The organism is Streptomyces sp. NPDC005791 (genome assembly GCF_042871485.1).
Taxonomy (GTDB): domain Bacteria; phylum Actinomycetota; class Actinomycetes; order Streptomycetales; family Streptomycetaceae; genus Streptomyces.
This window is the reverse complement of record NZ_JBIAIP010000006.1, coordinates 117,127-138,583: the sequence shown is the minus strand read 5'-3', so window position 1 is coordinate 138,583 and position 21,457 is coordinate 117,127. Positions and strand designations below refer to the sequence as shown.

The 21,457-nt window shown below is 72.3% G+C and carries 15 protein-coding genes and 1 pseudogene; 7 read left to right on the top strand and 9 right to left on the bottom strand.

Annotated features, from left to right (window positions below):
• The first annotated feature begins 181 nt into the window (after positions 1 to 181).
• The 5 genes from ACFYSH_RS14050 (at position 182) to ACFYSH_RS14030 (ending at position 5,018) form a co-directional block, all read left to right on the top strand.
• Positions 182 to 1,471 (top strand): cytochrome P450, encoded by a 1,290-nt coding sequence (locus ACFYSH_RS14050; protein WP_359468491.1) that lies wholly within the window; start codon positions 182 to 184, stop codon positions 1,469 to 1,471.
• A 109-nt stretch (positions 1,472 to 1,580) separates the two neighbouring features.
• A complete protein-coding gene (locus ACFYSH_RS14045; protein ID WP_359468488.1) occupies positions 1,581 to 2,747 on the top strand; it encodes a glycosyl hydrolase in 1,167 nt (388 codons plus the stop codon).
• A 200-nt stretch (positions 2,748 to 2,947) separates the two neighbouring features.
• Entirely contained in the window at positions 2,948 to 3,940 is a 993-nt protein-coding gene (gene dhaK, locus ACFYSH_RS14040; protein ID WP_359468486.1) for a dihydroxyacetone kinase subunit DhaK, read from the top strand.
• A gap of 53 nt (positions 3,941 to 3,993) precedes the next feature.
• A complete protein-coding gene (dhaL, locus tag ACFYSH_RS14035) occupies positions 3,994 to 4,611 on the top strand; it encodes a dihydroxyacetone kinase subunit DhaL (protein ID WP_359468484.1) in 618 nt (205 codons plus the stop codon).
• Positions 4,608 to 5,018, top strand: a complete 411-nt coding sequence (locus tag ACFYSH_RS14030) for a PTS fructose transporter subunit IIA (protein ID WP_359468481.1) — start codon at positions 4,608 to 4,610, stop codon at positions 5,016 to 5,018. The genes dhaL and ACFYSH_RS14030 overlap by 4 nt, the downstream gene beginning before the upstream one ends.
• Before the next feature lie 287 nt (positions 5,019 to 5,305).
• On the opposite strand, the gene ACFYSH_RS14025 is transcribed toward ACFYSH_RS14030, so the two are convergent.
• The 3 genes from ACFYSH_RS14025 to ACFYSH_RS14015 all read right to left on the bottom strand — a co-directional run bounded on the left by ACFYSH_RS14025 (position 5,306) and on the right by ACFYSH_RS14015 (position 13,076).
• Positions 5,306 to 8,956: an NACHT domain-containing protein gene (locus ACFYSH_RS14025; RefSeq protein ID WP_359468479.1), complete on the bottom strand. Its 3,651-nt coding sequence runs from the start codon at positions 8,954 to 8,956 to the stop codon at positions 5,306 to 5,308.
• 33 nt (positions 8,957 to 8,989) lie between these two features.
• Positions 8,990 to 9,394 (bottom strand): hypothetical protein, encoded by a 405-nt coding sequence (locus ACFYSH_RS14020; RefSeq protein ID WP_359468476.1) that lies wholly within the window; start codon positions 9,392 to 9,394, stop codon positions 8,990 to 8,992.
• Positions 9,395 to 9,584: 190 nt separating this feature from the next.
• Positions 9,585 to 13,076, bottom strand: coding sequence for a phosphodiester glycosidase family protein (locus ACFYSH_RS14015; RefSeq protein WP_388752501.1), 3,492 nt, complete (start codon positions 13,074 to 13,076; stop codon positions 9,585 to 9,587).
• Between the two features lie 208 nt (positions 13,077 to 13,284).
• Between ACFYSH_RS14015 and ACFYSH_RS14010 the strand changes: the two genes are divergently transcribed.
• Positions 13,285 to 13,791, top strand: coding sequence for an NUDIX domain-containing protein (locus ACFYSH_RS14010; RefSeq protein WP_359468471.1), 507 nt, complete (start codon positions 13,285 to 13,287; stop codon positions 13,789 to 13,791).
• Here ACFYSH_RS14010 and abc-f read toward each other — a convergent pair.
• The 4 genes and pseudogenes from abc-f to ACFYSH_RS13990 form a co-directional block, all read right to left on the bottom strand.
• Positions 13,755 to 15,431 (bottom strand): ribosomal protection-like ABC-F family protein, encoded by a 1,677-nt coding sequence (gene abc-f / locus ACFYSH_RS14005; protein ID WP_388752498.1) that lies wholly within the window; start codon positions 15,429 to 15,431, stop codon positions 13,755 to 13,757. The genes ACFYSH_RS14010 and abc-f overlap by 37 nt on opposite strands.
• 301 nt (positions 15,432 to 15,732) lie before the next feature.
• Positions 15,733 to 16,005: a hypothetical protein gene (locus ACFYSH_RS14000; protein WP_359468466.1), complete on the bottom strand. Its 273-nt coding sequence runs from the start codon at positions 16,003 to 16,005 to the stop codon at positions 15,733 to 15,735.
• A gap of 395 nt (positions 16,006 to 16,400) precedes the next feature.
• Positions 16,401 to 17,573, bottom strand: a pseudogene (locus ACFYSH_RS13995) (PP2C family protein-serine/threonine phosphatase); the annotation flags it as partial.
• Between the two features lie 24 nt (positions 17,574 to 17,597).
• Entirely contained in the window at positions 17,598 to 18,419 is an 822-nt protein-coding gene (locus ACFYSH_RS13990) for a GNAT family N-acetyltransferase (RefSeq protein ID WP_359468463.1), read from the bottom strand.
• A gap of 382 nt (positions 18,420 to 18,801) precedes the next feature.
• Here ACFYSH_RS13990 and ACFYSH_RS13985 point away from each other — a divergent pair, with 382 nt between their 5' ends.
• The gene (locus tag ACFYSH_RS13985; RefSeq protein ID WP_359468460.1) at positions 18,802 to 19,671 is read left to right on the top strand and encodes an RNA polymerase sigma factor SigF; all 870 of its coding nucleotides are present in this window, start codon (positions 18,802 to 18,804) and stop codon (positions 19,669 to 19,671) included.
• A 104-nt stretch (positions 19,672 to 19,775) separates the two neighbouring features.
• Here ACFYSH_RS13985 and ACFYSH_RS13980 read toward each other — a convergent pair whose 3' ends face one another.
• On the bottom strand, positions 19,776 to 20,672 hold the full coding sequence (locus tag ACFYSH_RS13980) for an NAD(P)-dependent oxidoreductase (RefSeq protein ID WP_359468458.1): 897 nt from the start codon (positions 20,670 to 20,672) through the stop codon (positions 19,776 to 19,778).
• Positions 20,673 to 20,700: 28 nt separating this feature from the next.
• On the bottom strand, positions 20,701 to 21,423 hold the full coding sequence (locus ACFYSH_RS13975; protein WP_359468456.1) for an adenosylcobinamide amidohydrolase: 723 nt from the start codon (positions 21,421 to 21,423) through the stop codon (positions 20,701 to 20,703).
• Between the last annotated feature and the right edge of the window lie 34 nt (positions 21,424 to 21,457).

Below are 21,457 nucleotides of genomic sequence, written 5' to 3'. Positions count from 1 at the left end.
CCTCCCTCTTGTCCGCTTGTGCGAGGTCTCTCGCTCGAGTGGGCAACGAGACGAGGCGCGAACAGTTCTCATCCGCGGGGCATCACGCGACCGTGGGATTTCTCCGGCTCCTTCGGCCGTGTCTGCCGTCCGGCGCCGCCCGCCGGGCCAGCATGGCCGTCCGAGCTCCCGGAGGTTGTGCATGCACGCGCCGACGCAAATGCCCATCGCCCGCGTACGAGGAACGGCCGGTGCCGATCTGGCCGATCCCGCGTTCTGGCGGCTGCCACGGTCCGAGAGGTTGTCGGCGTTCGCCCGGCTGAGGGAACTCGACGCCCCGGTCCGCTTCACCCCGCGCACGGGGCCGCGTACGCCGTTCTACGCGTTGGTGAAGCACGCGGACGTGAGGGCGGCCAGCCGGCAGCCGCAGTTCTTCGCCAGTGCCCCCGGCGCCACGGTTCCGGAACCGGCGCCCTGGGCCAAGGCACTGTTCGGCAACTCCATGGTCAACATGGACGGCGCCGAGCACACGGGGCTGCGCAGGACCATCTCCCGTGCCTTCACCCCCAGGCTGCTGGCCGCCGCCGAGGTGAACATCAACGCCGTCGCCCGGCGGCTGGTGGACGAGATGACCGCCGAGGGCCCGGGTGACTTCATGCGTGCGGCGCCCTCCCGGATGCCGTTCGAGGTCATCTGCGACCTGATGGGCATCCCCGTACGTCATCGGGCCGTGATCGCCGCGCGCGTCGACCAGGCGTCCGAGTACGTCGGGGTCCGGCGCCGTGGCCGCGCCCGGCTGCGGGTCCCGGGGCGCGGCCTGCGCTCCCTGGCCCGCATGCAGTGGGAGATGGCAGGCATCGCACGGGAGCGGCGCCAGGTCCCGGCGGACGACGTGATCTCGGCGCTCGTCCGCGCGGACGTCGGCGGGCAGGCCCTGTCCTCACGGCAGCTCGGCGCGTTCTTCTCGCTGCTGCTCGTGGCCGGTGTGGAGACCACCCGGAACGCGATCGCCCACGGGTTGGTCCTGCTGACCGAGCATCCGGAGCAGCGGGCCCTCCTCGAGTCCGACTTCGACCGCTACGCCGACGGCGCGGTCGACGAGATCGTCCGTCACTCGACGCCGATCATCCAGTTCCGCCGGACGGTGGCGACCGGATGCACGCTCGGCGGCCACACCTTTCTGCCCGGGGAGAAGGTCGTACTCCTCTACGCGTCCGCGAACCGGGACACGGCCGTCTTCGACGATCCGGACGCTTTCGACATCACCCGCTCACCCAATCCACATCTCGGATACGGCGGCGGAGGGCCCCACCACTGTCTGGGTGCACATCTGGCGAAACTCGAGATGAAGGCGCTCTTCCGCGAGATGTTCACGCGGCTTAGAAACGTCCGGACTTCAAGTGAACCCGCCCTGGTCGATTCCAATTTCGACAACCGGGTCGGTTCTCTTCCTTTCACCTTCGAGATGTTTCACCCGAACGGACGACTCTGAACCTGCGCAGGTCGCTAATGGTCTATTCGAAGGCGGCCCACAGCCCCATATCGAATCTTTCTCCTTAGGGTCGGCAGGGTCGGATCCAGCCGCCATACAAGGAGGAGCCGTGCCCGAGAAGCGCCGACTCATCAATTTCGGCATCGGCGCGACCGCGCTATGCCTCCTCGCCGGCGGCGTGGTCATCGCCGGCCACGACACCACCGACACCCAGGCCGGCAAGGGCGCCGCCCAGGGGGCCCCGGAGCCGGACAGGGCGACCGCCGTCGGCGCCTATCTGGACTACGGGCCCAGGGGCGTGCGGCGGATGGCTGAGCTGTCCCGCTGGCTCGGCGGTACGGAGCTGCGCGTCGGGCACAGCTATCTGCCGGGTGACCTGTGGGAGAACATCGAGGGCCGCCCCGGCTTCCTCGCCTCCTGGGCAGCCTGGCGGCAAGCGGCCGACAACCGGATGTTCGTGCTCAACACACCGATGCTGGAGCGGAACGAGGAGCGGGTCTCCGACGACGAGGTTCGCGGTCTGCTGCGGGCCGGTGCCGAGGGCCGCTTCGACGAGCACTTCCGCAGACTGGCCGAGCGTCTGGTCCTGCTGGGCGTGCCCGACACGGTGATCGTCCTCGGCTGGGAGATGAACGGCACGACGTACACGCACCGGTGCGGACCGGACCCCGTCGCGTGGAAGGCGTACTGGAAGCGCATCGTCACCGCGATGCGGTCCGTGTCCGGCCAGGAGTTCCGTTTCGACTTCGCCCCGAGCAGGGGGCGGGACGCCGTGCCCTGGACGGAGTGCTACCCGGGCGACGACGTCGTGGACATCATCGGGATGGACTCCTACGACCAGCCGCCGGCGCGGACCTTCGACGAGCAGGTGAACGAACCGTACGGCTTGCAGAAGCATGTCGATTTCGCGGCGGAGCACGGCAAGCCGATCTCGTTCCCGGAGTGGGGACTGTTCCGCAACGGCGACAATCCGCGGTACATGCGCCGCATGCTGGAATGGATCGAGCGGCACAGGCCGGTGTACCAGACGATCACGGACTACTGCCCGCACGGGGTGTGGCAGTGCGCCGAGAACCCCGAGTCCTCCCGGGTGTTCCGCGAGATGCTGAGCGGGCTGCCGGACACCACCGGCCCCTCGGCGCCCGTTCCCTACCCTGGTGACACACCGACGGCGCCCGCGCCGGTGACGAACGATCCCGGCTGGTGCGTCACCGTCCCGCTGAGCGACTGGTTCAGCCAGTGGCTGCGCGACCGCGAACTCTGCGTGCGCGACTGAGGGCCTCTGCCAGGCGTACCGCGTGACGGGATCGGCGGAGGAGCAGGCGGAACCGCAGTGGCCGGCCGACGCGTCACTTCCCGATCATCCGGGTCTCTTCGATACTGGTGCCGTACGCACCTGAGACAAGAGGACCGGATTTCACGCCGACGGCCGATCGCACCCTCGGCCGGCCGTCACGCTCTTCCCAGGAGGAACCGTTGCGCATGCTCATCAACGTGCCGGAGACCGTCGTCGCGGACGGGCTCCGCGGTATGGCCGCCGCCCATCCGGATCTGGTCGTGGACGTCGAGAACCGTCTCGTCGTCCGGCGTGACGCCCCGGTGGCCGGGAAAGTGGGCCTGGTGTCCGGTGGCGGGTCCGGGCACGAGCCCCTGCACGCCGGGTTCGTCGGGCCCGGCATGCTGTCGGCGGCGTGTCCCGGGGAGGTCTTCACCTCGCCGGTGCCCGATCAGATGGTCCGGGCTGCCGCGGCGGTGGACAGCGGCGCGGGCGTGTTGTTCGTCGTCAAGAACTACACCGGGGACGTGCTGAACTTCGACATGGCCGCCGAGCTCGCCGAGGACGAGGGCATCCAGGTCGCGCGGGTCCTGGTCGACGACGACGTGGCGGTGGCCGACAGCACGTTCACCGCGGGCCGGCGCGGCACCGGGGCGACCCTGTTCGTCGAGAAGCTCGCCGGTGCCCTCGCGGACGAGGGTGCGCCGCTGGAGCGGGTGGAGTCCCTGGCCCGGCGGGTGAACGAGTCCTCGCGGAGTTTCGGGGTGGCGCTGAGCTCCGTCACCACTCCCGCGAAGGGCACGCCGACGTTCGATCTGCCCGCGGGTGAACTGGAATTGGGCATCGGGATCCACGGCGAGCCCGGGAGGGAGCGCCGCCCGATGATGACGTCCGGGGAGATCGCCGACGTCGCCGTCCATGCGGTGCTGGAGGACCTGCGGCCCGATGGTCCCGTGCTGGTGCTGGTCAACGGGATGGGCGCGACACCGCTGCTGGAGCTGTACGGATTCAATGCCGAGGTGCGGCGGGTGCTGTCGGAGCGAGGCGTGACGGTGGCTCGTACCCTGGTCGGCAACTATGTGACGTCGCTCGACATGGCAGGGTGCTCGGTGACGCTCTGCCAGGTGGACGAGGAGATGGTGCGGCTGTGGGACGCGCCGGTACAGACGTCCGCGCTCCGCTGGGGCCGGTGAAGGGACTGTCCACCGTGTGCGACTCTCCACATATGCATGGAACAGGAGATCTTGTGCTCGACACCGATTTCTTCCGTCGCTGGATGGCTGCCACCGCGGCCGCCGTCGACCGTGAGGCGGACCGGCTGACCGAGCTCGACGCCGCGATCGGCGACGCCGATCACGGGAGCAACCTGCGGCGCGGCTTCGCCGCCGTGAGCGACGTTCTCGAGAAGGAGGCCCCCGCGTCCCCGGGGGCGGTGCTGACGCTGGCCGGCCGGCAACTGATCTCGACGGTCGGCGGAGCGTCCGGACCTCTGTACGGGACCTTGCTGCGCCGCACCGGTAAGGCTCTGGGCGAGGCTCTGAAGGTGACGCCCGGTCAGCTGACGGAGGCCCTCGGTGCGGGTGTCGCCGCGGTGGCGCAGCTCGGCGGGGCGCAGGCTGGGGACAAGACGATGCTCGACGCGCTGCTCCCGGCCGTCGAGGTGCTCGACCGCTCGTTCGGCGAGGCCCGCGACGCCGCGCTGGCCGGCTCTCTGGCAACCGTGCCGCTGCGGGCCCGGAAGGGCAGGGCGAGTTATCTCGGCGACCGCAGCATCGGGCACCAGGATCCGGGGGCCGCCTCGTCGGCGCTGCTGGTCGGGGCTCTCGCCGAGGCCGACGCTTCGAGCGGTGGAGGCGGTGCGTGAGCGAGGACAAGCAGGTCGGGATCGTACTGGTCTCGCACAGCGGGCCGGTGGCGGAGACCGTCGTCGAGCTGGCCATGGGGCTGGCGGCCGGCGGTGCGACGGCACCGGTGGCGGCGGCGGGAGGCACCTCGGCCGGAGGCCTGGGGACGAGTACGGAGCTGATCGCCGCGGCCGCCAGGACGGTGGACAGAGGCGCCGGGGTGGCGCTGCTCGTGGACCTCGGGAGCGCGGTGCTCACGGTGAAGGCCATGCTGGCGGAGGGTGACGAGCTGCCGGCCGGGGCACGGCTGGTGGACGCGCCGTTCGTGGAGGGTGCGGTGGCCGCGCTGGTGACGGCGTCGGCGGGGGGCGATCTGGACACCGTGGAGGCGGCGGCCACGGACGCGTACGGCTACCGGAAAGTGTGAGTGGACCGCGCCGGACGCCCCGTAGGGAGGGGCGGCCGGCGCAGGTCTCTCGGCCGCCGGCCTCGGATCACCCGGTCAGATGGTCCAGCGCACGACCACACGTGGACGGGAGGGCGAGGCGGGCTCGTCGTCGAGTACCGGCGCGTGCGACTGCCCGGCTGTCGCGGGCCCGGGCGACCTGATCAGCGGGCCGCCCCCGTGTTCTGGATCTCCGTATCCGGCCATGCGGCGAAGCTGCACGGCGGCAGTGATGATTGCCCGCGAGGGATCAGACAGACACCGCCCCATCACGCGCTCCTTCGGTGGAATTGCATGATCTCGGCGCCACCCGTCTGTGCGTATATGCCGTTGACGACCTTCTGGGCCAGGGCGCGGTGCTCGAACGGCACCTCGATGCGCACCCACAGCAGGAAGGCCTGCTGGGTGCCTTCGCTCTTGTTCTGCCAGGCCCACGACCGTTTCATGGCCATGCGGTAGCGGCTGTCGCCGACGGGGTCGGCCGCGTAGTACGCCCGCTCGTCGTGCTTCGTCCAGGTGGTGGCGGCGTGAGCTCTGGTGGAGCGCAGGAATGAGGCCGTCCGCTCGTCGGTGCAGTTCTCGCCGCACCGCAGGCTGCGGATCTCCAGGCGCAGCTCGGGGACCAGCCCCGCTGTGACGTGGTCGGGCAGCGCCGTGCAGGTGTACGTGCTGTCGTCGGGGATGTACTCGCCGCGCCGGCAGTCCATGTGCGTCGGCGCGCGGAAGACGAAGGGGACGGATTCCAGGTGCCAGAGGTAGGAGCGCTCATCGCCCTGCCATGTCGCGCCGTACACCGAACCCGCCGCACGCCGGTTGTGGAACACGAAGCGGTGGTCCTTCGAGGGGAGGGCCGACTGCGGGGTGACGGAGGCGAGCGGCCCGTCGACGGCCGGCTCCGTGGTGCCCCGGAAGAACGGCTTCGGGTCCTCCTCCAGGGGCCGGGTCGCGGCGAGGTCCGCCTGGCGGAGGGCCTGCCGGGCCAGGATCTGGACGATCTCGGCGGCGCGTTCGACGGAGGCGAATTCCTCGGTGTAGTCGAGCTCGATCAAGGCGTTGCCGATCCGCATGCCGACGCTGGCCGTCGTCTGAGGCTGCTCGATGCGGGTCGTCACGGCGGCCGGACGGGACCGGACAGCCAGGTACGCCTCGTGGCCCAGACCGCTGAGATCCCGGTGGAAGCCGCCGTGCGACACGTCCTTCGCCGCGCGACCCGTCGCCTGGTCGCGTAACTCCACGTAGCGGGTCTGAGCCCGCTCGGTTCCGCTGAGGACGATGCCGTCGCCGATGCCCAGGCTCCTGTGGACGCCGATGGACACGTTGCGGCTGAACGGCGCCTGCTCGCCCGCCGAGCACGACGCGCCGTCGGCGGCGCCCACCTCGGCGGGGTCCTTCATCAGCCGCGTCAGGTCCGCCGGGTCGAGGAGCTCGCAGGCGGCGGGCAGCGATCGGACCGGCCCCGGCAGGCGCTCGGCGAGCACCGCACCGGAGCCCACCACGAGTTGCCCGCCCGAGGCCGCGAGGACCAGCACCATGGCCACAGCCCGGCGAACCCGTCCGGGGGCTGCCCGGGGCCGCACGAGCACCTCTGCCGGCACGCCGCGCGCGAGACGGTCCCGCAGCTCGATGTGCCGGAACCGGTAGACGCCGCCGGCCTGTCGCAGTACCCCGCGGGCGTGCGCGTCCTCCAGGAACGACAGGAGCTGCCAGGGCAGCCGGCCGGTGGCCCAGAAGTACAGGCGGGCCATGGTGAACCCGCCCCACGCGGAGAAGCCGAAGGAGAACAGCAGCCAGTACACCGACATCTCCACGGCCATCAGCGCCCAGTCGCGACCGGTGACGACGTCCCTGCCGCCTCCGATGAACTGCCAGGACAGCAGCATCACGGGCGGCAGGAGGAGGACGTACCGCAGTGGTGTCGCCTCGTTGTCCGGGCGGAGCGAGGGGAACCATCCCAGGGTGAGCACGCCTCGCCGGTCCGCTCGCAGGAGGGCGGCCGGGGTGTCGGCCACTGCCGGATCGGCGAGGCGCCACACGCGTCCCAGGATCCGGCGCCCGTACCACCACACCACCACGCCGGAGACGTAGATCATGGGGAAGATCCACGAGCCGCCCCAGCGCGAGGCGGCCGTGCCCGCGGCGGCGAGCGCGATGGCGGCCAGGACCGCCCGCGCCCGGTCCGGCCACTCGGCGAACGCTTCCCGGCCGTCGTCCCGGTCGGGCCGGTGCAGCCTGCGTGGCGGCTCCTGCCGCCCCACGGTGCGAACAGCCGCCTCCGCGACGAGAACCAGCGCGCAGAGCATCGCGTACGCGCCGGGCAGAGACGGCAGCGGCTGCCACCGCCACCACGGCAGGCCGAAGGTGAGGCCCGCCACCGACAGCGTGCCGACGAGGAGCGCCGGTACCAGGACGAGGACGGCCACGAACCGGGGCAGGGTCTCGTCCAGACGCCACCAGGCGAGGTCCTGTTCGTTCGCCGCCTTCATCCGGGCGGCGAGGTAACCGATCCAGGTGCGCGCCTGCTGGGGCGACCAGCCGCCGTGCGCCGCCTGCATGTCGTGCGAGGAGCTGTAGACGGCGTCCAGGAACGCGTCGTACAGGTGCCGCTCGATGTCGGCGCGGGAACCGAACACGTCCGGATCCAGCAGCTCCGACGGATCGGATGTGGTGTGGGCGTACGCGGCCCGGGCCAGGCCCACCATCAGCGGAACGCTCAAGACCTCGCGCAGTCGCCGCACTTCGGGCGGTGCGGCGCCGGAGTGGTCGGTGAGCCGGTCCAGGACCGGTGTCCAGCGGGTGTGTGCCTGAGCGGAGCTGAGGTACGCCCGTACGGTCGCGTCGCCGAGCGGGCTCAGGCGGATCTCGGTGCGCTCGAAGTCCACTTCGTCGGGCGCGTGTTCGCGGTACTCGGGCTCCCTGCCGGCCAGCACGAAGGGGCGGCGACCGCGCATGGTCTGACTGATCTGGTGGAGGGCGGCGGCCCGCCGCTCCCCGGGGAGTTCGTCGAAACCGTCGAGTACCGGCAGGACCCGGCCGGTGAGGAGGAGGTGGAAGGCGACGTCCGCCGCGGGCGCTCCCGGCACCGGGGTGCACGCCTCCGGGTGCGCGTCGGCGAGCTGGTCCGCCATCCAGCGCAACAGACCCTGGCCCGGGTCCCAGGACGCCAGGGACACGACCGCCGGCACCGGGTCTCCTGAGCCCTTGGCCCGGCGGTGCAGCAGGGCGTGGGCCAGGCGCAGGACGAACACGGACTTGCCGGCCCCGGCGCCGCCGAGAACGACCAGGCGGCGGGCGGGGGTGGCGGTGTAGTAGTCGGCGATGCCCGCCGGGGCGAGGCGTGCCGACGGGCGTCGTTCCTCCGCGTCGGTCCCCTCCTGTTCCTCCCCTGCCGCTCCTTCCTCCTCTGCGTCCGGGGTCGTCCAGGCGACGTCCAGCGGGTAAGGGTCGTTGATCCTCGTCAGGCGTTCGTCCTGGTCGTAGCGAACGGCCAGGCCCTCCGCGAGCGCCTCGGCGGCCCGGACGAGGTTGCGCTTCGTGCGCCAGGCGGCCAGGCGCCGACGGGCCCGCTCCCTGCGCACCCTGGACCACGCGGCGTATCCGACGGCCCCCACGAGGAGCGACCAACCGGCGGTCACCGGTCCCGGGTCGAACTCCGCGGGCAGCGGGAGCCCGGGGCGGGCGAGGAGCAGGAACACACCGAGCAGAACGACGGCGGACTGCAGGACCACCGTGCCGAGACCGCGGTCGGGTCCGCGACCTGGACCGAGGCCGCCGACACCGTGGACCGTGCGGAAGTCGTGACCCCCGTGGAAGTGGACGTTCTCGATGACCTGCCCGAAGACGACGTTCTGCTGGGTTCCCCCCGAGATCTCCTGGTGTGAGCCGTCGTCGCCGGTCGCCCGGCTTCCCCCGCCGCCCGCCACGCCCGTCCCCTCCCCTCGCCTTCTCTCCCCCGGTCAGCTCAGGTTGATCGAACCGTGGACGTCGCGGGTGAAGACGACGTTGTGCTGGGTGCCTCCCGATATCTCCTGGTGCTGGGTGCCCCCGCCGGTCGACGAGGCGGGCAGCTGCTCCGCCTCCCGTCGCCACAGCGCGAGGGCCTCGGCGAACGCCGGGTCCTGGCGGGCGCGCAGGGCGAGGCCTTCGGCCAGCCGGGCGGCGCGCTGCTCGTCGGAGGCGTCCTCGTCCAGGGCCACGACCAACTCGCCCACCGCCGGCTCGCCGTCGCCCTGCGTGGCGTCGGGCCGCTGGACGGGGGACCGCTGCGCGAGGGTGCGCAGCCGTTCCCAGAGGTTCTGTCCGGCGGCCCCGGCGGTGCCGCTCGCCAGGGCCATGAGAAGGTCCACTGCCACGGTCTCCACGCGTCTCCCCTTCCGACTGCCGCAGGGAGTACGACTCTAAGCCCCGACCGAACCACGGCGCACGTCACTTGTGTCCGGCGGTCGGCCGACCTGAACGGGATGCCCTCGACCGCCGTGTGACCGTCCGGCCGGGCGGCAGGGAGGAGCCCCGCCCCCGGCCGTCGCCGGGCCTGGTCCAGGAGTCGGGGCGTCAGGCAGCGGGTGCCACCGCCCCGGCCGCGATCTGGATCCGCACCTGGCGGGTGACGCCGTTGACGGTCACCGCGAGCGTGACGGTTCCCGGCCGGAGCGCGGCGAGGCCGCCCGTGGCGGGGTCCATCGTCGCGACGTGGCGGCGCCGGGCGCCGTCCGCCTTCCCGATGTGGACGTTCGGGGAGGCGGTCCAGTCCGCGCTGAGCGGGAATGCCGCCGCAGCGGTCCGTGTGCCCTGGGTGACGTGGGCCCTGACCTTCGCGCGCTCCCCCGCGACGAGCGCCGAGGGGGCGTCCAGGGCCAGCGAGTCGACGTGGGCGCGGGTCTGTGCGGAGATCCAGTCCGGCCCTCCCTGCCATGGCTGCCGACGGGCTGTGGCCTGTTCGCCGGGCCGGACACGGTCGACACCGATCATGGTCCAGCCGGTGAAGCCTCCCTCGTCCGCCGGGCCGGCCGGAGCCTTTCCGGAGTTACCGTTGATCAGGTAGGGGATCCCGTCCACGCGCGAGGCGTGGAAGACGCCGACGTGACTGCCGATGAGGGCCGCGCCCTTACCCGTCGTACGGCGGAAGGCGGCGAGCCACTGCTCGACGAGGGCGGCCTCCTTGCGGTCGCTCAGCCGACTGGCCTTCTGCACGGTCGGATCGCGCGGGGGGACGTGTTCGATCAGCAGGACGGAGCCGACGGACCGGTCCTCCGCCGCCGCGTCCAGCTGGGCCCGCAGCTCCTTGATCTGGGCGAGGCCACCGCCGCGCAGGCTGAGACTCGATGTGTCGAGTGTGATGACCCGGGTGCCCTCGTGGTCGAACGTCCGTCGGGCAGGACCGAACTGTGCGATGAAGTTGTCGATCTTCCCGCCCATCACCTCGTGGTTGCCCGGCACGTAGTACCACGGCAGCGAGTCGCCCAGCTCCTCGTCGAGGACCTGCCGGACGAAGGCGAGATCGGCGGGTGACCCCTCGTCGACGAGGTCCCCGTTGACGACCAGGAAGTCGGGGTGCGCCGCCTTGATCTCCCGCAGGGTGCGGCGGGCCTGCCGGACGATGGCGCTGTCCGGTTCCCGCGCGACGAACTGGGCGTCCGACATCACCGCGAACTGCCAGTCCCTGCCCTCGGTCACCGCGGCGGTGTCGATCAACGGGTCGGCGTTCTCCGTCTCTTCGGGGAGCTCGACGGTGGGCGGGACCTGGGCGGTCAGGCTGTCGATGACGATCTCACCGGTGTACTGCCGGGCCGCTGCCGTCTCGGCGAGGTAGAAGCGGTACACCGACAGCGGCGTCGCCGCGCCCGGCGGCACGGCGAACGTGACCTGCCGCCAACCGGTCCAGGTGATGTACGGTCCCCGCAGCAGCTGGTCGGAGCCCGCACCGTCCTTGAGGTGGAGGGTCGGCCAGGCGCCGTTGCCGTCCCCCTTGATCCAGAGGGTGTACGCCTGCGGCCGGCCCGGTGCGACAACGGGCTGAGGCGGGGCCGCGTAGGCGGCACGCGTCGCCGTCGACCTGGTGAAGTCGTAGGTGAGCCGGAGCCCGGTGTCGGTGTGCCCGTCCGGCGTCGCGGCGAGCGAACCGTCCGCGCGGGCCTGGCTGAACCTCCAGGACCCGGCGTCCTCGAAGTCCGACACGGGCTGTTGCGTGAGGCCGACGCTCACCGTGAGGGTCGTGCTGACGCCTGCCACGGTGGCCTTGATCTGCCCGGCTCCCGGGCCGGTGAGAGACCTGACGGTGAAGGATCCCCGGCCGTCGTCGGCGACGGCGAACCGCGTACGGTCGAAGTCGAGTGTGATGTCCCCGGGCTCGACGGGGGCACTCGTCCCGTGGGCGTCGAATCCGACGATGCCGAAGCCGCCGGTGGCCTCCTCGTCCGCCAGGCCGACGCGCGCGCTGGTGGGCCGGATACGGGCCAGCCGGTCGAGGACGGTGAGCCGGGTCCCGCCGTGGACCCCTGCGCGTTCCGCCCGGACTTCGGTCGTGCCGCTGCGGCGGGCGGTGAACGTCCCCCGGTCGTCGACGCTGCCGACCGCCGGGCCGACGGCACGCCAGCGCGGGGAGCCGGCGGCGGGGCCGTACGTCTCGTCGTATCCGGCAGCGGTCAGCAGCCGGGTCAGGCCCGGGAAGACCCGCTCGGGGTGGCCGCCGGCGACCGGGTCGTCACCGGGGGCGGCACCGGCCGGCGTACGGGTCTCCACCCAGAACCCTTCGAGCCGCCCGCTGCCGTCGGGGGCCGTCAGGGCGAGACCGTTGGGGACGGTGCGCTCGCTGCCGTCGGACGGGCTGTTCTCGACCTGGAGCGAGTCGCTGCCCGGCTCACGGGCGACGAGCGTCGATGACCCTCCGCCGTCGAGGTTCAGAGCGCTGTACGAACCGGCCCCGCGCATCATCTCGCCGAGTTCGGTGAGGGTGACGCCGCCGCTGTCGCTCTGGCGGCCGTCGACGGTGATGACCTGCATGGTCCTGCCGTCCTTGGAGAACCCGACGGCGGTACGGGGCGCCGCGGTGTTGTTGCCCTCGCCGTCGTGATTCTGCGCCGTCCCGTCGACGACGAGCAGCTCCCGGCCGCCCACGGCGGTGCGCGGGACGGCTCCGGTGCCGGCGCGCGCCCGGTATGCGATGCCGACCGGGTCACCGGGCTCCAGCGCGGTCAGCAGCCCCGCCCCTGCCTCCCGGCCGACGAGCACCACGGTGTCCTCGGGCACGGGCCCCGACCCGGGGGTGCCCGACACCGAGGCGACCTTGCCGTCGCGCACGGCCACTTCGACGACGGGCCGCGCGGCGTCGACGGTCAGCGCGCGGTCGGCGCCGCCCCACGCGGAGGTGTAGGCGCCCACACCCTGGGCCGGTACGTTCGCCGCGTTGTAGGCGGCGAGCGGGTGCGTGCCCGAGGGGAGGGTCAGCGTGCCGTCGAAGTACAGCTCCAGGACGCGGCCCGCGTCCTGCGGCCCGATGCCCACCGCCCGGTGGACGCCCGGGGCCGGGGAGTGGACCGTCCTTCCGTCCTTGACCCCGGGGCCCTGGGGCGCTCCGGTCTGGTTGATGTCGAAGAAGTCCGCGTTGATAGCGGCGACGGTACGGCGGCCCTTCCCCGGGTCGTGCCCGGCGGCGAGCTCGGAGACCGTGTGCCGGTCCGCGACCTTGCCCGAGGACAGGTAGTCGGCGCGTACTCCGCTGCCGTCCAGATCGACCGAGAGGGTGTCGACCCGCAGCCACTTGTCGGATTCGAGGCGGTCGTACGAGTGGAGACGGACACCTGGGGCGATGGGGCGGGAGGTACGGGCCGTCTCGATGCCGTCGCCGTCCACGACGGATCTCGCCGCACCGGAAGCGCCGCTCGCGGCCGGCGGGGCGACGGGTCTGAGGATCTCGGCGGTGGTGTGCGGGCGGGGATCCGGGGTCGGGTCGGCGGCGGCGGGTGCGACGGCACCGGCCGCCGTCGCCACCACCGTCGTCAGCAACACGAGTGGCCGCAGAGTGCCGCGGAAGGTGCCAGGGCCCACAAATCCTCCTGGTGCAGAGCGGATTGCGCGCGGAAAGAGCTGTCGGCGGACAGCATGACCGGGCGCGGTGGGAGGCACCAGGGGGCCACAGGGACATCAGGAGGAACAGCGAGCGGCGAAGGAGTGACCCTCGGCCGTCCCCCACCACATGCGTTTCTGGTCCCCGGTCCGGTGGCCTTCCACCGCACCGGCCCGCACACTTGACGACATGTCGACGGTCAAGCGCAGTGCGGGGCTCCTGCTCTACCGGGTCGTCACCGGCGGGGACGGCCGACCGGACGCCGAGGTGCTGATCGGCCACATGGGTGGGCCTTTCTGGGCCCACCGTGAGACGGCGGCCTGGTCTGTCCCCAAGGGCGAGTACGACCCCGCCGAGGAGCCTGCCGCCGCCGCGCGCCGGGAGTTCGAGGAGGAACTCGGACTGCCCCTCCCGGCCGGGGCCTGGGTGCCTCTGGGCGAGACGCGCCAGTCCGGAGGCAAGACCGTGACCGTGTGGGCCGTGGAAGCCGACCTGGACCCGGCCGGGGCGGTCCCGGGGACCTTCTCCATGGAGTGGCCGAAGGGATCCGGTGTGCTGCGGGAGTTCCCGGAGATGGACCGGTTCGCCTGGTGCACACCGGACGAGGCCCTGGAGCTGTTGGTGGCGGGCCAGCGGGTCTTCGTCGAGCGGTTGCGTGCCTACGTCCGGGAGGGGCGCGCTCCCTCGGGGGCGTAGGTTGCGGAGTCGGCCACGGCGCGGCCTGCCCGGAGTTCGAGGCGTTCGCCGGTGAACCGGCTGCGGAAACTCCGGTCGTGCGAGACGACCACGGCGGCTCCCGCGTACCGGTCGAGCGCCGCCTCCAGCTCCTCGACCAGGCCGAGCGCGATGTGGTTCGTCGGCTCGTCCAGGATCAGCAGGTCCGCTGGACGGGTCACCAGCCGCGCCAGGGTGAGCCTGCGCTGCTGCCCGACGGAAAGGGCCGCCACCGGTACGGCCAGGTCCTCCGGGCGGAACAGGCCGAGGGCCAGCAGGTCGTCCTCGTACTCGTCGGGGAATCCCGGCCGGCCGGCGGCGAAGGTGGCGAGCAGGGTACGGCGGGTGGGCCTGACGGGCAGTTCCTGCGGGAGGTAGCCGATGCGGCCACGCCGCCGGACCGTGCCGGCGTCGGGTGCCAGGTCGCCGGCCAGGACACGCAGGAGTGTGGTCTTCCCCGCACCGTTGGGCCCCGTGACCAGAAGCCGTCGGCCCGGCTCGACACGCAGGGAGGGCAGGTCCAGCCGTTCGCCGACCCGGACCGCGTCGCATTCAACCAGGGGTGAGGCACTGCCGGCCGCACCGGCCACGGCGGGTTCGGCGGTGAAGCACAGCGGCCGGGGAGGTGCGGGGACGGGTGAGCGGCGCAGCACCTCCAACCGTGCTCTGGCGGACCTGACCTGGCCCGACAGTTTGGCCTCGTGCGATCTGCGGTGCTTGCCGAAGCCCTGTCCGGGATCCTTGCCCGTCCCGGCGAGGCGCCGGCCGGCCGCCCCCGCCAGTTCTTCCGTGCGGGCGAGGTCGGCCAGCCACTCCTGGTGCTCCAGGGCCCATCGGCGGCGCGCGGCGTCCTTCGCCGTGCGGTAGCCGTCCCAGCCGTCCCCGTACCGGGAGACGCTCCGCAGGTCGCGGTCGACCTCCAGGATCACGGTGGTGATCCGCTCCAGGAACGCCCGGTCGTGGGTGACGGCGACCACCGTGCCCCGGTGGGCTCGGAGGTGGTCCTCCAGCCAGGCGACGGCGGCGGCGTCGAGGTGGTTGGTGGGCTCGTCGAGGAGCAGGAGCTCCGGCGCCGCGGCCAGCACGCAGGCCAGGGCGAGCCGGGACTGCTCACCGCCGGACAGTGTGCCGAGCGCGCGGTCCCGGGTGAGGTGGCCTAGCCCGAGACCGTGCAGTGCGGCGTCGGTCCTCGCGTCGGCCCGGTATCCACCGCGCTCCTCGAACTCCGCCAGGAGGTCCCCGTACAGGGCGAGCTGCGCCGCGGTGGGTTCGTCCTCCGCCATCGCCTCCTCCGCCGCGCGGACCGACCGTTCCAGGGCGCGGAGTTCGGCGAGGGCCGCGTCGACGGCGTCCTGGACCGTGCTGCGGGGGTCGAGGGTGAGGGTCTGGGCGAGGTGACCGGTTCCGCCCGGGAAGCTGACGGTGATGTCGCCGCTGTCCGGAGCTTCGGCCCCTGCCATCAGTCGGAGCAGCGTGGACTTCCCGGACCCGTTCTCCCCGATGACCCCGGCCTTCTCTCCGGGACGGACGGTGAGGGACACCTGATCGAGGACGGAACGGTCGCCGTACGCCTTGGAGACGTCGGTCATGGCCAGTTGGGCGGGGGTATGCGGAAGAGACATGGGTGCTTTCCCTGAAATGGCATGCCCTCGGCGACGCGCACACCGACGTCCGTCGCGGACGGAAGGGGCGCTGGCGGACTCGGGACCGGGATGTCGGACAACGGAAAGGACAGCGGCACGCGGCGTGAGCCTGCGGGTCACGCGACGACGCTCGGCGTCGCCCGGCGGCGTCCTGGCCGCTGATCAGAGAAAGAAGTAGTACGAACCCATGGCAGCCATGGTAACCATGGAGCGGGCGGCCCCCGGTGGACCACGGTTCACCGGGGGCCGCCCGCTCGGCGTCGTGGCCGCGGGCCCCGAGTCACCCGGGCGACTCGTCCGGGGTGGGGTGTTCCGGGTGGACGCCGGCGTTCCGGGCGGTGTCCCGGCCCGATCCCGCCTCGTCCAGGCCGGTGTCGTCGGCGCCGGACTCGGTGTCCGGTTCCGCTTCGGGGTGTTCGGTACCCGGTGGGAGGATCACGTCGAGGGCGTCCTCGCCGTCCTGGGCCTGTTGGTCGGGCATGTCGGCCGGTATCGGCGGCGGGCTGCCCGTCGCCCCGGTGTAGGCGGTTCCCTGGGGCCTGCGGTCGGTCATGTGTCTGCTCTCCCTCGGTGCGGTGCGCGCGCCGTTCCTGTGCCGGCCGGGTGTCGCACCTCGCGTACCCCGTGCGCCCCGGACGACGCACACCCGCCCCGCCTCGCCCTGCCAGGCCGGAGGTCGGCCCAGGCGCAGGGGCAGGGCGCCGTTCCGTACGCGATGAACGACTCCACCTGCGCGGCGGGCCGGACGGGTCGCGAGCACAGGAACGGGAAGCGGGTGAAGAGCGCGTGCGGGCCGGTCTGCGCCTCATGGCGGGCCGGTGGAGCGCCGGCGCGGTGCTGCGCCCCGCGGTCGGAGGAGTGGCGGTCCCTGTCGATCCTGGTGGGATCGAGTTGGTGTGTGTCCCCTCCGTGGCGGCCGGGGCCACGCCCCACCGCCGTTGCGCGGTCGGCGGCGCCCGGCGCGGGGTCTCCCCCGCCGTCCTGCGACCTGCTCAGGACGAGCACGGCGACGTCGTCGCGGCGCACCCCGCCGGAGAAGTGCTGGAGATCGGCCTGGAGCGCGTCCAGGACCTGGTCCGGCTCGCGCCCCGCCCAGGAGCCGAGCCGCTCGTCGAACGGGTAGAAGTTGCCCGCCGCGTCGCGCGCCTCGGTCACCCCGTCGGTGAAGACCAGCAGAGCGGCGCCCGACGGGAAGCCGACCCGTTCGGTGACACGCGCCTCACCGCCGAGGTCCGCCATGCCCAACGGTACGGACGTCCGGCGCAGGGGGACCGTCGACGCCGCCCCGCCGTGCAGCAGCCGTGGCGGCAGATGGCCGCAGTTGACGGCCAGCGCCCGGTCACGGTCGTCGAAGCACAGCAGCAGGGCGGTGACGAAACGTTCTTCCTCGCCGGTCTCGGCGGAGAAGGCATTGTGCCGGACGACCGCGTCCTCGACGGCGTCGGCCACCGCGGTGAGCTGGGGTTCCCTGACGGCCGCCTCCCGGAACGCGCCGAGAGCGGCGAAACCGGCCCCGATCGCGGGCAGGCCCTTGCCCTGCACATCTCCGATGATCACCCGGGTTCCGTACGGTGACTGCACGACCTCGTAGATGTCGCCGCCGACGAAGCGGTCCTCCTCGATCGGCTCGTAGAGGCCGTGGGCGCGGACCTGCCGCGTGACGATGGGCAGCGGGCGCAGGATCTGGCGCTGCAGGGCGACGGCGGCGGAGCGCAGCCTCGCCATCTCGGTGGCGTGCCGGATGCGTGCGGCACAGGCGACGACGCCCAGGGCGCTGGCGAGGGCCGTGAAGCCGAGGAGGAAGACCACGTCCCAGAAGGCGCCGGTCGAGGCGATCCGGGATCCGACGACCACCAGCATGACCCATACCGCTACGGCGGTGGTCTGGCGGACCGTGCAGAAGACCGAGGCCAACGCGGGCAGGACGACCAAGAGCGGGATCAGAGGGAGGTCGTTACCGGTGAGGGCGTCCAGAAGGACGACCGCGACGGTCAGGAGAAGCAGCCACAGCGTGAGCGCCCAGTTCCCGATCCGGGAGGCACCCGCCGCGGTCTCTGCCGGGTCCGCACCGGGCAGTTGCGGCCTGCGCGCCGCCGCCGGGCGCCGGAGCCCCATGACCACCGCACGTCTCCTGCCTGTTCGTCCCTATCGCCCCACGTGTTCCAAGCTACCCGTCCCCTGGCTCCGGGTCCTGACGTCGGTGGGCGGCGGCCCCGCGTCCGCCGGGACGAGCGCCGAGAGGAAAGTGGTCCTGCGGCGCAGGGTGAAGCCGAGGGACTCGTAGAGCCGGATGGCGGAGGTGTTCGACGCGGCGGCGTGCAGGAAGGGCGTCTCGCCTCGTTCCCTGATGCCGTGGGCGACGGCCCTGACAAGACGCGTCGCGAGTCCCTCGCCCCGCACGGAGCTGTCCGTGCAGACACCACTGATCTCGGTCCAGCCGGTAGGGTGCAGCCGCTCCCCCGCCATGGCGACGAGCACTCCGGAGCGCCGGATGCCGAGATAGGTGCCGAGCTCCACGGTGCGCGGCAGGAAGGGGCCGGGCCGGGTGCGCTCGACCAGGTCCAGCATCTCCGGCACATCGGCCGGGCCGAGGAGCAGGGCCTCCGGATCGGGGGCGGCGTCCACGGCGCCGTCGACCATCTGGACGCCCTCGGCCTGGAAGACGATCTCCCAGTCGGCCGGCGGGGGCTCGCGGAAGGCGGTGAGTGTGACGGAACCCCCTGGACCGGCGAGCGCTGCGGCATCCGCCCAGTCCTGGACGTCGGGCGAGTTGGGCAGGGCGAGCCAGGGGGTGACGTCGGGACGGTAGCGCAGGACGCGTCCGCGCCGCTCGGCGAAGTGGGCATGCGGACCGGTCAGCGAGGCGCGGGCCGGATTGTCCAGCGGATGCGACGCTTCGGTTTCCGTACCGGGGCCCGGCACCCGCGACGTCAGCGGGTTAGTGGGCAGGGGTGTGGCCTCGGACATGGACTCTCTCACTCCGGTTACTGGCGGCGGTCGGCGACAGGGATGAAAGGCTCCCCCACCCCGCACCTATTCCCGACACCGGTCTGTTCACGAGCGCGCCCCGAAAGCGCGCCGGGGCGGGGACCGGGTGTGCAGTGCGGTCAGGGGAATCGCGCACCACTGCGCGGGATACGGCCCCACCCGGCGTCGGCCTGTGGCACTCTGGATACGGCCGCCCCACCGGGCTCCCCCGTACCGGTGGGGCGGTCCTGTGTACCACCCCGTCCTCGCCCGGCCGATCCGCGCGCGCGGCTTGGCTCAAATCCGCCGCCTCATGCATGAGTTGCAGAACGTCGGGCAGACGCTCACACCTCATGGCCTACAACCTGAGGAGCGTGACGGGATGACCGCGCACACTGCACAGACCGCCGGAGCGGATCGAGCAGGTGCCCCGGTCGGGCTTCCCTGGATCGAGGACGCCGGGCAGATCGCCCCGCAGGACGCCCGTAAGCTGTCGAAGCTCTTCTTCGAGCGCCTGCGGACGCTCGAAGAGGGAACGTCCGAGTACCAGTACGCCCGGAACACCCTCATCGAGATGAATCTGTCTCTCGTGCGATTCGCCGCCGGTCGCTTCCGCAACCGGGGCAGCGGCGACATGGAGGACATCGTCCAGGTCGGCACCATCGGTCTCATCAAGGCCATCGACCGCTTCGACCTCTCCCGTGAGGTCGAGTTCACGTCGTTCGCCGTGCCCTACATCGTCGGCGAGATCAAGCGCTTCTTCCGGGACACCACGTGGTCGGTGCATGTGCCGCGGCGACTGCAGGAGTTGCGGGTGGACCTCGCGAAGGCGAAGGAGGCGCTGGTCGCGGACCTCGACCGGGATCCCACGGTGCGGGAGCTCGCCGAGCACCTGGGTCTCGGCGAGGAAGAGATCACCGAGGGCATCGTCGCGGCCAACGGCTATACAGCGGGATCGCTCGACATGCCCGCCGACACGGCTGACCTGGGCCACGCTTCGGGCAGGCGCTCCTACGCGGATGTGCTGGGCGAGCCCGACCCCGCGATGGAGACGGTGGAGAATCTCCATACGCTCGCCCCGTTGCTGGACGAGCTCGACGCACGTGAGCGCCGCATCATCGACATGCGGTTCGGTCAGGAGATGACACAGGCTCAGGTCGGGGAGGAGCTCGGCATCTCACAGATGCATGTCTCGCGCCTGCTCAGCCGCATTCTCCGCAAGCTGCGCAGCGGGATGTTCCCCCAGGACTGACGCGCAACCGGCCGCGCACCCGCCGGCTCCATGGACCACCGGGCCGGCGGGTGTGTGGTTCCTCGACGCGGTGGTGAGGCACCCGGTGGCCGCGCTCCGAAAGGCTATGCGGGGCGGCCGGCGTAGTAGGTGGCGATCATGTCCTGGCCGCCGTGTCCGGCCGCCTCTGCCCGGGTGAACCGCTCGGCGGAGGCGGCGACCAGGTCGAGTGTCACTCCGGACGCCTCTGCCGCGTCCAGGATCAGCCGGGAGTCCTTGAGCGCGGTGGAGAGCGCGAAGCTCGGGCTGAGGTCGCCCGAGAGCACCGCCGCCGACTTGCCCTGGAGGTACGGCGAGTCCAGCGGGCCTCCCTTCATCGCGTCCAGGAAGAGCTGCGGGTCGAGCCCGAGCCCCTCGGCGAGATTGAGGCATTCCGCCACGCTGTTCACCATGTTGATCACCCAGGTGTTGGCGACGAGCTTCAGCCGCGTCGCGGCTCCCGGCTCCTCCCCGACCCATACGGTGCGCTGCCCGATCGCGTCCAGGACGGGCAGCGCCGTCGCGCGGGCGCCTGAAGGACCCGAGACGAACACCGTGAGGGTTCCCTGCTCGGCGGGCTGCTTCGTGCCGGAGACCGGGGCGTCGAGGTAGACCAGTCCCAGTCCGGCGGCCCGGTGGACGAGGTCGGTCGTGGCGTCGAGACCGACGGTGGAGCTCTGCAGCCAGATCTGCCCCGGTCGCAGCCCCGGTGTCGCCGCGGTCAGGGTTTCCGCCACGGACCGGCCGTCGTTCAGAACGGTCAGGACGACATCGGCTCCGCGGACCGCCTCCTCGGCCGTGTCCGTCACGGTGGCGCCGTCGGCGGCCAGCGGCTCGGCTCTGGACCGCGTGCGGTTCCAGACCCGGACGGGGAGCCGGTCCCTGAGCAGGCTGCGTGCCATCCCGGATCCCATGATGCCCGTGCCGAGGACCGCGACGGTCGGGGTGCTGGGGGCGGCGTCGGCGGGGGAAGCGGTGGTCATGGGGAGATGCCTTTCGTCGGTGCGGGTCTCAAGACTGCCGCAGCGCGCTCTCCAGGACGGCGCGGTGCACGGCTCTGGCGAGTCGCGCGCCCCAGCGCGAACGCGGTCCGGCGAACGGCTCCCCGGGCTGCCCTGTCGGGGCGGGCGCGGCGACGCACACCGCGTCCGTCGGCGTACCGGAGCAGTCGAGACCGGCGTCCACGAGCGCCTGCACCTTCGCCTCGGTGGCGGTGGCCACCGCGTTGACCAGGGCGGCGTCGGAGAGCGCCACGGGCAGGGTGACGACGATGTTGACGGTGCCCGGTGGCGGCAGGCCGTCGGTGCCTTCAGCCGGGGCGGCGGCCCATCCCCGTACGCCGAGGCCACTGGTGACGGTCGCGCTCACACCTTCGTCGTCGGCGACGGCGTACGCGGTGACATCAGCGGCCGTCATCAGTCCGGCGCCCGGGCCGTCGAGCGCCTCGGCCGCCGCGATCTCCGCGAGGTGCCGGTCGGGGTCGAGCCGGGGGTAGCCGCCGGGCACCTGGGCGTTCAGGATCCAGGCCCGTGCGCCGATCCCGCCGCCGAGCACAGCACTGCTGCACACCCGCCAGCCGGGCCCCAGCCGCCAGACCAGGTGGTGGAGTCCGTGACCGTCCTCCTGGCGGGCCAGCAGTTCGCCGCGCTGCCGGGGCAGACTGATGCCCGCAGATCCGATGACGCGCCTCCCACGACAGGCCGGGCCGACGGTCGGCTGCAGCGCGTCGATCATACGGGCGCGCCGAGGCCGCGCATCCGGCGCGCCC